Origin of the sequence: Actinotignum timonense, assembly GCF_900155575.1 — a bacterium.
GTDB lineage: Bacteria > Actinomycetota > Actinomycetes > Actinomycetales > Actinomycetaceae > Actinotignum > Actinotignum timonense.
This window is the reverse complement of record NZ_LT706966.1, coordinates 476,940-487,228: the sequence shown is the minus strand read 5'-3', so window position 1 is coordinate 487,228 and position 10,289 is coordinate 476,940. Positions and strand designations below refer to the sequence as shown.

Below are 10,289 nucleotides of genomic sequence, written 5' to 3'. Positions count from 1 at the left end.
CGCACGAGTGCGGTTAGGGCGTTTATTTGCGCGGTTTTCGTGCGTGTGAGTTGGCGCCGGCTTGCCATGAGGATACGTAAGGCTTCACGCTCTGTGCCTTGCCTGGGGATGGTCAGGGCGTTTTCCTCGAGTTTCAAGGCCCGCCAGGCGATGTGGTAGGCATCGATCTTATCGGTTTTAGGTTGGTAGCGGCCCTTCCCGTCCGGGCGGGGTGCTTCCACCACGGTATAGCCCTTGCCTTGAAGGAAACGGGTGAGGGTGGCCCCATACGAGGCAGTGCCTTCCACCACGATAAGCACATTAGCGGTGTCCTTAGTGGCGTGTTTCGTGATCCAGGTGGCGGCTCGGGTATGCCCGGGCGTGGTGTTCGCGAAGGCCTGGTTGATGACCTCGATGCCGGTGGGGCATTCCAGGATGGAGAACACGTGTTTTTTCGCGTGGGTGTCCACCCCGATGACGTATGTGTAGTGGTGTGCGACAATTGCCATGTGGATACAGCCCTTTCTTGGTTGTGTCTATCGGGTGTCTGTCCCGGCGCCCTGGCGGGAGTTCGTTTTCCTTTTCAGGGTTGGTTCATCGGCATCACTGTGGAGAGTCACACTCTTGGTGGACGTGCTTCTAATCAGGCCAGTATGAACCGGCCGGGACAGGCCATAGCCATGGTGGCGGCCATGTCACTTCCAAGACACTCCCGCGTGTTTTCCAGGCTGTTTAGGCCTGGTGCGGGCAGGTCAGCGCGTAAGCGGGGCACGCCACCGTGGCTATGATCTATCCTGCCAGCCGATCCCAGATCAGCTACACACAAGTCTCACAGCGCGTAAGAGACACGAAATCGCTCCGAAACGGTGCTCTTATGCGCACTTTGTTTTCGGGGCGGGCTGGACGGGCCCGGGCTGGACGGGCCTGGGCCGCCAGTTGCCAGATCGGCTCCGGGTGGTGGCTGGCCACCAGGCCCGCGGTGCGGTGACAGAGTGGTACTGGAGAGCATCGGGCCTGACAGAGTGGTACTCCACGACAGAAAACCGGGTGTTGGCTGTAGCTCCAGTACCACTTTGTAAGCCGGCGTGATGGTGGGCGGTCGGTGCCTGTCGTTCGCAGGCCCGCCCACCGGCTTAAATTCACCGAACCCCCGGCCTGTCACTCGGCCGAGGGTCCGGGAGAAAAAGGCCCGCGCGCCGCCGTGCCCGCGCGAAGCGCGCGCCGCGCGCGGCGCACAACCAACCGCCTACAAATGCCAGGCGCGCTCCGGCTCAGTGGACTCGAAAAGCAGCTCGCCGCGCCGGTAGGAAGCCAGCACCGGGGCGTGGAAAGCCAGGGCCTCGCGCCAGGACTGCGCCCCCAGCACGATGAAGTTCGCGGGATTACCCACCTTGATGCCGTAATCGGGCAGGTGGAGGGTGCGCGCGCCGTTATGGGTGATGAAGCGATAGGAATGATCGATCTGCGAGGCCCCCATCATCTGGGTCACGTACAGCCCGATGAGGGTCACGTCGCGCAGCGAGCCCGTGCCCAGCGGATTCCACGGATCGACGATATCGTCCTGCCCGAAAGACACGTTGATACCCGCCTCCGTCAGCTCCTTGACCCGGGTCACCCCGCGGCGCTTCGGATAGGTATCCGTGCGCCCCTGCAGGTGGGTATTGACCATCGGATTGGATACAAAATTGATTCCGCTCATCTTGAGCAGTCGCAGCAGCCGAATGAAATAGGCATTGTTATACGAATGCATCGCCGTGGTATGCGAGGCCGTGACCTTCTCCCCGATACCCGCCTCGTAGGCCCGAGTCGCCAGGGTTTCCAGGCCGCGCGAAGCGCCGTCGTCGATCTCATCACAATGCACGTCCATGAGGAGGTTGAATTCCTGCGCGAGGCCCACCGCGTAATTCAGCGAGCTCACCGAGTATTCGCGCGTGAATTCGTAATGCGGGATGGCGCCGATGGCGTCTACGCCCAGCTCGGCGGCGGTGCGCAGCAGTTCGCGCCCGTGCGGATAGGATTCGATGCCCTCCTGCGGGAAGGCCACCAGCTGCAAGGTGACGCGGTCGCGTAGTTCCTCGCGCAGTTCGAGCAGGGCGCGCAGCGCGGTGAGGTTCGGGTCGTTGATATCCACGTGGGAGCGGATGTACTGGATGCCGAAACGTACCTGCTGGCGGATCGCCCGCATGGCGCGCTCCTTGACGTCCTCCACCGTGAGCTTCGCCTTGCGTTGCGACCAAATTTCGATGCCCTCGAAGAGGGTGCCCGATTCGTTGGGGTGCGGGTCACCTTCGGTCATTGTGGTGTCCAGGTGCACGTGGGATTCCACGATGGGCGGCAGGGCCAGGCGCCCGCCAAAGTCGCGGACGGTGGCGGCCGGCGCGTGGCTCGGCTGCGCCGTCGTACCGGAAACGGGGGTGCCGGAAACGGGGGCGGGCGAACCGGCGCCGTCACGCGAACCGGTCCCGGCGGGACTTGCGGCGGAACCGGCAACCGGCCCGGCGGGCGTGATCGCGGTAATGACGCCGTCGGTCACGGTGATATCGGAGAGGTGCTCAGCGTTTTCGACGCGCAGATTTCGGAAAATCTGGGTGCTCACGGGTGCTCCTTTCGGGTGCGTGCGATACGTTACGGTGCAGCGCGCGGGCGCTTACTTCATTTTTGCGACGACGCCGCGGCCAGCGAAGAACACGGCCAGCGTGGCCACGATAGCGTTGAGCGAGGCAATCCCCACCGGGATGGTCCAGCCCACCAGCGCCCCGGCCGCCACCGCGATCACCGCGGGCCAGGCCACCGCGCGGGTCGCCGAGGTATTCGAGGTATCCGCGGCGGAAATTCGCCCGGTTTCCACGGCCTCCACGATGGCCTGGTAGGCGCGGCGGTTGGCGAAGTAGTCGGCCACCAGCACGGTGCCAATCGGGGGCAGGGTGGCGTTGAGGAAGCTCAGCCAGCCCACGAAGTTGTCGTAGAGCCACAGCGCGCACAGGGTGCCGAGGATGCCGGCGATGATGACCAGCGGCTTCTTGGGGCGCTTCGTCATATTCGCGAAGCCCAGGCCGGTGGTGTAGAGGGCGTTGTTATTCGTGGTCCAAATATTCGCGCCCAGCACGATGAGGGCGGGGATGGCCAGGCCCTGGGCGATCATGACGTAGAAGATGTCGTCCTTGCCGGTGAAGGCCCCGCCCACCGCGCCGAAGGAGAACATGAGGGTATTGCCCAGCAGGAAGGCGATGACGGTGGTAATAACCGCGGATTTCGCGGAGCCGGCGAAGCGGGTGAAGTTCGGGGTGGCCGAGCCGCCGGAGATAAACGAGCCGACCACCAGGCCAACTCCCACCATGACCGGCATGCCGTTGGTGTTCGCGAAGATGCGGGTGAGCCCGCCGCCGTCCACCGTGGCGGTCACCATCGAGTAGGTACCGAGGCCCGCGATAAGCGGCACGGAGATGAAGGACACGATTTCGATGGCCTTGATGCCGTAGTAGGCCGAGGCGGTCATGAGGCCGCCGGCGATGAGCACAATCGGCCAGGGGTTAATATTGAGGATTTCCGCGGTCGGGATGGCGAACATGGCCACGCCCACGCCGAACCAGCCCATTTGGGTGAAGGCGATGAGGAAGGAGGGGAGGAAGGAGCCGAAGCGGCCGAAGGAGTGGCGGGCGAGTTCGTCCACGCCCATCCCGGTTTTCGCGCCCACGTAGGCCAGCGCCCCGGTGAAGGTGGCCAGGATCGCGCCGCCGATGGAGACCGCGGCGATGAAGCCGCCCAGGTCTAGGCCGATGCCGAGCTTCGCTCCGACGGACATGGACGCGGAGAAGAAAGTGAAGCCGAGCATAACAAAGCCGACGGCCCAAAAGGAACGTCGGCTTGAAGTGGGAACAACTCCGAATGAGAAATCCTCGTCCGGCCGGTTGTTAACTCCTGCGGAATCAGGAATACCGGAAAGGCCGGGATTATCGGGAATTCCGGAACTGGCGGGAATGGTGAGATTCCCATCGATAGGGTGATCAATCGGTTGAGTGGCGGTCGGGATTTTCGTTTCCGTCACGGACATGAGTGAGTGTGCCTCCGAATTTTCCTGAGCCTGCCTGATTTTGGCTCAAATTGCCAATAGCATATTCCTCTCCCGGGGCGGAGGNTGTCCCCCCCGGGTGAGCGGGCGCGGGGCGCGCTGGGCGCGCGGGGGGGGGGGGGCGCCGGGCCAGGATCCCGGGGCCCGCCACGAGCGCGGTGGCTGCGAGGGCCGCTCCGGAACGAGCGTCGCTACCGGTGCGCACAATCCGCGGCGGATTCGCCGGAGGGGTGCTCGGCGGGGTGCTGGCCGGTGGAGTTACCGGAGGCGTGCTCGGCGGCACCGTGGGCGGCACCGGGGGAGTGGTCGGCGGAGCGGGCGGTTCCGTCGTCGGCGGCACGCTCGGAGTAGGCGGCGTGGTTGGCGGAGTCGGAGGCTCCGTCGTTGGTGGCGCCGGCGGAGTTGTTGGCGGCGCCGGCGGCTCCGTGGTGGGTGGCGGCGGTGTATGAGTATTCGTGATGACGTACCCGCTGGCCGCATCCCCGCTGATCACGCTTGTGTATCCAGGAACCTGCACTTCGCGTACTGAGTACACCGCCTTGCGGCCCTCGCGGTACACCGGGAGATCCGTGAACTTCCCGGTCCATCCACCCGCGGCGCTCAGCTCCAAGCTCTGACCCACCGGCTGGCCCGCATCCAGGAGTTCCACCGTGACCTTATCGGGGCGCAGCCCGGCAGGCGCGGCGTCGTCGTTCCATTTCTTCGCCACCGAAACCTCGGTGGACATGGTGTTGGTGAGTGCCACCGTGTAGAGCTTCGCGCCGTCGTCCGCCGTGGTGGCGGTGGTGCGCAGCGTGTACGGGGAATTTTCCGCGCCGTGTTCGCGGAACTCGATGGGGAGTTGCTTGCCGGTGGCCGCGTCGATGAGCGTGGCCGGGTTGGGGAAGTTCGCGATCTCGGCCGTCCACTGCTGTGCGGCCGTGAGGGTGATTTCCTGGAGTTTGTGCCCGCCGACCAGCACGTCCAGCGTGATGGACTCGGGGCGGGTGGCGGCGTCGTCGCCCTCCCAGGCCTTCGTGACGCGCAGGGTCCAGATGTCATCCTCGCCGAAAATCAGCTCGCCGTTATTGGCGATGCCGCCGCCGCTAATGCCAATGCCGGTGGCGTGATTGTTTTCGATAATAACGCTAGCTAGCTGCCCAGCCAGGGCTTTTGCCTCCGCGCTCGGCACCGACTTGAAAGCCTTATTGTCATTAATGGGTTGGCCGAAGGGAACCGGGGTATTTTGCCCGCCTTCCTGGTAACGCAGCAGCTGTTTCTCCGCGGGCCAATTAGTGTGAATGCCGTAGGCGGAGCCATCCTGGAACCAGGCGCGCGGGGAACCGCCGAGCATCCGCTCGCTTACCACAACCGGCTGGCCCGCAACGGGCGTCGGGTTATCGAATTCGTGTTTGGCAACGCTGAAGAAGTCATCGCCGGCGCCCTTGTATTGCTTCTCTGTTCCAGCATCGGGCGCGGAATTATCGAAAATAGCCACGCCTCGGGTGATATTCATAGTGGTCCGGCCGGTGGGGCAGTTCCACACCCCGCCGCCCTGAGGGCTCGGCGGGCGGTTGCCAGCTCCGACCAGCCGCATTTCCGCGATCTCATTATTGCGGATAACCGCGTTGTGGATGGTGAGAGTGGAGCCTTTCTCGTTGTAAATACCGGCACCGCCCCAGAATCCGCGGGACGTATTTCCGCTAATAAGCCCGGCGGTGAGAGTGACCTGGCTATTCGACCGGAAGGCGAGCGCACCACCGGATTCGCCGGAGATGTTATTCGTGAACGAGGTCCCGGCCAAAGTGACAGTGGCTTGAGATGTATGCAGACCTCCGCCGGCTACGGTGGACTCATTTCCGGTGATGATTCCACCGGTGAACTTCGCCTCACCACCGGTGATATGAATACCGCCACCCTGGCCCCTGAATATGCCATTGGAGTTCCCGCGGACTTCGCCGCCGCTCATGGTGAAGGGGGAGTGCATAAGCGCCATAGCCCCGCCGATTTCGGTGGCATTTTCGCTCAGGGTGCCGCCACTGAGCTCCACGGTGGCACCTTCGGTAAAGACCGCTCCACCGAGACCGTTGAACTCCGGGTGGCTCACCGTATTTTTGCTGAGCGTACCCCCGCTGATCGCGAGTTTTGCGGGCTGCTCCGCGCTGCCCCACACCCCAATAGCGCCGCCCAGTTGCAGGCCGGAATTCTCGGTGAGGGTGCCGCCACTCACGTTGATGGTTCCGCCGTAGGCGGTAATCGGTGCATATTTTTTGGCGACGACGCCGCTCGGCCCGAGCGTGCCACCCTGCGGCGCACTGGAATTACGCGAGAAATCAGCGGTGCCGCTGATATTGAGTTCCCCGCCCTTAACGAAAATAACCGGGCCGGTGAGGGCCGTATCGTGAATCGAGCCGGCACTCACCGTGAGTGTGCCCTCCACCACGAATTGCGTGCGGGTAAACGAAGGGCCGGCCAGGGTGAGAGAACCACCCTTGTCCACCTGGATCGCGGGTAGATCCGCGCCGGTGATTTCACCGCTGCCGGTGAGGGTGAGCTGGGTGCCGGCCGGAACCCGCAGTACCGGCGCATCCGCACTGAGACCCAACTTATGGGAAAGAGTCGCGCTTATATCACCCGATTGGGAAGCGGTGGTGATGAGCTCGTCCCACGTGGATGCGGTGGTTTCGCCCGGCGGATTTGGCTCCCCGAGCGCGGTCGGCAAGGGCGCGATGGCCGCGAGCAAGCCAAAAATAAGAGCGATGAGGGCGCCGGAGATTTTTCTGGTCACAGGTTCCTCCTTCGGTACGATTGTGGCGCAACACCACCATTGGCGCGAGCGATTGAAAATCGATACAGATTTAGGCTACCCGTTTCACGGCGCTTGTGCAGACGCTGTGGCGCGCTTCGCGGCTCGGTGCATTTCCGTTTCGCGGCTCGGCGCATTTTCGCCTCGCGTGCCGCCCGGCGCAGGCTTCCGCAATGGCCGTGAATCCACCCCACCACCCCCGCATTTCGCCCGTATTTCACACGTCCTATTGACGCACGCTCAGATCGCGCTACAGTTAATCCCCGAAAGTTCAAGTTAGGGTGCCCTAATCCGCCCCTGATTCGTTCTCACTACTTCGTTCAGGAGTGACTCACCGTGAAAACTAAAGACTTTATTAACATTGGCGTTTTTACCGCCATCTACTTCGTTGTTCTTTTCGGCTTCGGAATGCTGGGCGTCATCAACCCGGCGATGATGTTCGTGGGCTACGCGCTGGGGATTATCGCCAACGGCGTCGTCGTTTTCCTCTTCAAAGCACGCGCCCCGAAATTCGGCACCCTCGGGCTTATGGCGCTGCTCGTGGGCGCACTTATGGTGCTCACCGGGCATCCGTGGGTGACCGTGCTGCTCACCTTCGGCCTGGGGCTGTTAGGCGATTATCTCTTCACCCGCGGCAAGCGTTACCTCAAGATCCTCGGCTATGCGCTGATGTCGCTGTGGTACGTCGCCCCGTGGTTCCCGGTTCTCACCGACGCGGAAGGCTACTACCAGTACATCGCCGGCTCCATGGGCACCGAGTACGCCGACGGCCTGCGCTGGTTCCTCTCCCCAACCATGATTGCCATCTGGGGCGTGGCCGTGTTCGTGCTCGGAATTATCGGCGGTTTCTTCGGTGATTCGGTGCTGCGCCGCCATTTCCGCACGTCCGGTATCGCCCGCTAGCTGCGAGGTTCCGGTGGATTCCACAATTTTTAACGACGACGCCGCGGGCCCGCGTGCTCGCGGCCCGCTCGCTTCCGCTACCGGTGTGCCAGCTCAGCCCGACAGTGGCGCGCCCGCGGTTCTTGATGCCGGCGGGATTCTGAGCTTGGATGAGCGCCGGCGCTGGCGCCCGGACCCGCGCACCGTCCTCCTCCTGGTGCTGGTGGGCAATGCGCTGGTCATGACGCGCGGCAGTTTCCTGCTCGCGGTCATCGTGGTGCTGGTGGCCGCGCTCGCGCTCGTGAGTAACGGGCGGGTGAAACTGGCCCTCGGCATTATCGTGGTGGAATCCTTCTGGATGTTCCTTATTTTCCTCCCGAGCCTCACCGGGGCCTCCGCCTTGGGTGCCTTTTTCGTGGCTTTCGGGTTCTGGATGTTCAAATTATGCGCGGCGGCCGCCCTGGCCGGGTATGCCCTCACGGTGCTGGTGCCCGGCGAGCTGGTGGCCGCGCTGCGCGCCCTGCGTATCCCGGTGGCGGTCACCGCACCGATCACCGTGCTGCTGCGTTTCCTGCCGATCGTGGTTTCCGAATACCGGGCGGTGCGCGAGGCAATGGCGCTACGCGGCCTGGCCATGGGCTGGAGCGCCGTGTTCCATCCCTTGCGCTACCTGGAATTTATCCTGGTCCCGCTGCTGTCCTCCTGCGCCCGCATTGCCGATGATATGACGGCGGCGGGAACCCTGCGCGGCCTCGGCTCGCGCACCCGCCCCACCTCGCTGCATCGCCTGCGTTTCTCCTGGGTGGATGCGCTGTGGCTCGCGGTCATCGCGGCCCTCATTGTGGCGCGCTACTACCTCGCCAATATCAGCTTCACCCCGGGAGGAGTGCGATGAGCGCGCCCGATCAGCAAGCCCCCGATGCCCAGAGTTCCGTGGCTCCCGAAACCGCGGGCACCGCAGCGTCTGCTTCTGCAACCGCGGATTCCGCCACTTACCTGCGCGGCGTTACCTTCACCTACCAGAGCGATCCCGAGCTACCCGCCACCGAGTGCGGCGTGCGCGATATTGACCTCGACTTCCCGGAAGGCTCGTGCACCCTCATCACCGGGCCGTCCGGCTCCGGGAAGTCCACGATCCTCAAACTCCTCAACGGCCTCATCCCCGAGCTCTACCCCGGCGAGCTGCACGGCGAGGTCCGCCTGGCCGGGCTTAGCACCACCGCCACCCCGATTCAGGAGCTCGGGCGCGCGGCCGGCACCGTGTTCCAAAACCCGCGCGCGCAATTCTTCACCGCGAAAGTCCTCGAGGAACTCGCCTTCGCCGGCGAAAACGCCGGGGACGCCCCTGAGCTCATCGCCGAACGCATCGCCCACGCTGCCACCACCTGGAATATTGAGCGTTTCCTCCCGCGCCGCCTCGCCCAGCTTTCCGGGGGCGAATTGCAATTGGTGGCGAGCGCTGCCGCGCTGGTCGGCCCGCACCGCATCCTCCTCTTCGACGAGCCAACCTCCAACCTCAGCCCCGAGATGGTCGGGCATTTCGCGCAGGTCGTACGCGCCCTCAAAGCCCGCGGCTGGACCACGATCATCGCCGAGCACCGCCTCTACCCGCTGCGTGGCGTAGCGGATCGCGTCGTCGTGATGCACGGCGGGCGCATCACCGGGCGCTACGCCGCTGCGGATTTCTTTGCGATGGACGAAACCGAACGCATCGGTCTGGGCCTGCGGACCTTGCGGGTACCCGAACGTGCGGCGCGCGTTTCCGCCACCGCGCATAAGGGCGACGACGCCGGCACCCCGGCCAGCGCGCCCACCACCCCGGGCGTGGTGGCCGAGGCGGTGCGCTTTGCCTACGGGCCCCACGAGGTGCTTAATCTGGAGCGGGTGGAGATCCCGGCCGGGCAGGTCACCGCGGTGACGGGGCCCAACGGGGCGGGGAAAACCACCCTGGCCCGGGTGCTCATCGGGCTGGCGCATCCGGAATCTGGTGCGCGAATTTCCTTCGGCGGGAAAGTGTGCCGGGGGCGCGAGCGGCTGCGCCATTCCAGCTTGGTCATGCAGGATGTCACCCGCCAGCTGTTCGCGGAAACCGTGCGCGGGGAAGTGGCGCTGGGGAATGCCGGGGTGAGCGCGGACCGGATCGAGCAGGTCTTGGCCGACCTCGGATTAGGCGAGGTAGCGGACCGGCATCCGGCTACTCTATCGGGCGGGCAGAAGCAGCGCCTCGTCGTCGCCAATGCAACGGTGGCACACGCCGACTTTTATGTCTTTGACGAACCGACCTCCGGGGTGGATTATCGGCACCTCCACTCCATCTCCACTCACATCCGCGCGCTTGCAGCGCGCGGAGCCACGGTCCTGGTGATCAGCCACGATCCGGAATTCATTAACGAGGTGGCCGATAATGAGCTGCATCTGGAGCCGCGGGATCCGGAAAGTGGAACGCAGCGCGCCGAACTATTCGGCCTGCTAAAGTGACGGGTATGGATACGGGTTGTGCAAAGCTTGCGGCGCTGGGCGCCGGCTGGCGTCGATGGCGCGCCTAATTTTTCTTCCCCGCACGCGCGTGCTTCG

At 64.3% G+C, this 10,289-nt stretch carries 7 protein-coding genes; 3 read left to right on the top strand and 4 right to left on the bottom strand.

Annotation, left to right across the window (positions count from 1 at the left end; all coding sequences use genetic code 11):
• The 4 genes from CZ322_RS02080 to CZ322_RS10445 all read right to left on the bottom strand — a co-directional run.
• A partial coding sequence (locus tag CZ322_RS02080; protein WP_143231898.1) for an IS110 family transposase occupies positions 1–488 on the bottom strand: 488 nt, incomplete at its 3' end.
• A 737-nt stretch (positions 489–1,225) separates the two neighbouring features.
• Positions 1,226–2,575: a cytosine deaminase gene (codA, locus tag CZ322_RS02075; RefSeq protein ID WP_087070015.1), complete on the bottom strand. Its 1,350-nt coding sequence runs from the start codon at positions 2,573–2,575 to the stop codon at positions 1,226–1,228.
• Between the two features lie 51 nt (positions 2,576–2,626).
• Entirely contained in the window at positions 2,627–4,030 is a 1,404-nt protein-coding gene (gene codB, locus CZ322_RS02070; protein ID WP_087070014.1) for a cytosine permease, read from the bottom strand.
• Entirely contained in the window at positions 3,984–5,381 is a 1,398-nt protein-coding gene (locus CZ322_RS10445; RefSeq protein WP_459543370.1) for a Cna B-type domain-containing protein, read from the bottom strand. Before CZ322_RS10445 ends, codB begins: the two co-directional genes overlap by 47 nt.
• A gap of 1,788 nt (positions 5,382–7,169) precedes the next feature.
• On the opposite strand from CZ322_RS10445, the gene CZ322_RS02060 reads away from it, so the two are divergent.
• From CZ322_RS02060 to CZ322_RS02050, 3 genes are read left to right on the top strand one after another with little or no spacing between them, the layout of a single operon-like run.
• A complete protein-coding gene (locus CZ322_RS02060) occupies positions 7,170–7,736 on the top strand; it encodes an MptD family putative ECF transporter S component (RefSeq protein ID WP_016441893.1) in 567 nt (188 codons plus the stop codon).
• Between the two features lie 13 nt (positions 7,737–7,749).
• A complete protein-coding gene (locus CZ322_RS02055; RefSeq protein WP_087070012.1) occupies positions 7,750–8,610 on the top strand; it encodes an energy-coupling factor transporter transmembrane component T family protein in 861 nt (286 codons plus the stop codon).
• On the top strand, positions 8,607–10,193 hold the full coding sequence (locus CZ322_RS02050; protein ID WP_234984419.1) for an ABC transporter ATP-binding protein: 1,587 nt from the start codon (positions 8,607–8,609) through the stop codon (positions 10,191–10,193). The genes CZ322_RS02055 and CZ322_RS02050 overlap by 4 nt, the downstream gene beginning before the upstream one ends.
• The last annotated feature ends 96 nt before the right edge of the window (positions 10,194–10,289 follow it).

Bases quoted from the DNA above. Each gene is read 5' to 3' on its own strand.
- CZ322_RS02050 (WP_234984419.1), top strand. From the start codon at position 8,607: ATGAGCGCGCCCGATCAGCAAGCCCCCGATGCCCAGAGTTCCGTGGCT.
- codB (WP_087070014.1), bottom strand. From the start codon at position 4,030: ATGTCCGTGACGGAAACGAAAATCCCGACCGCCACTCAACCGATTGAT.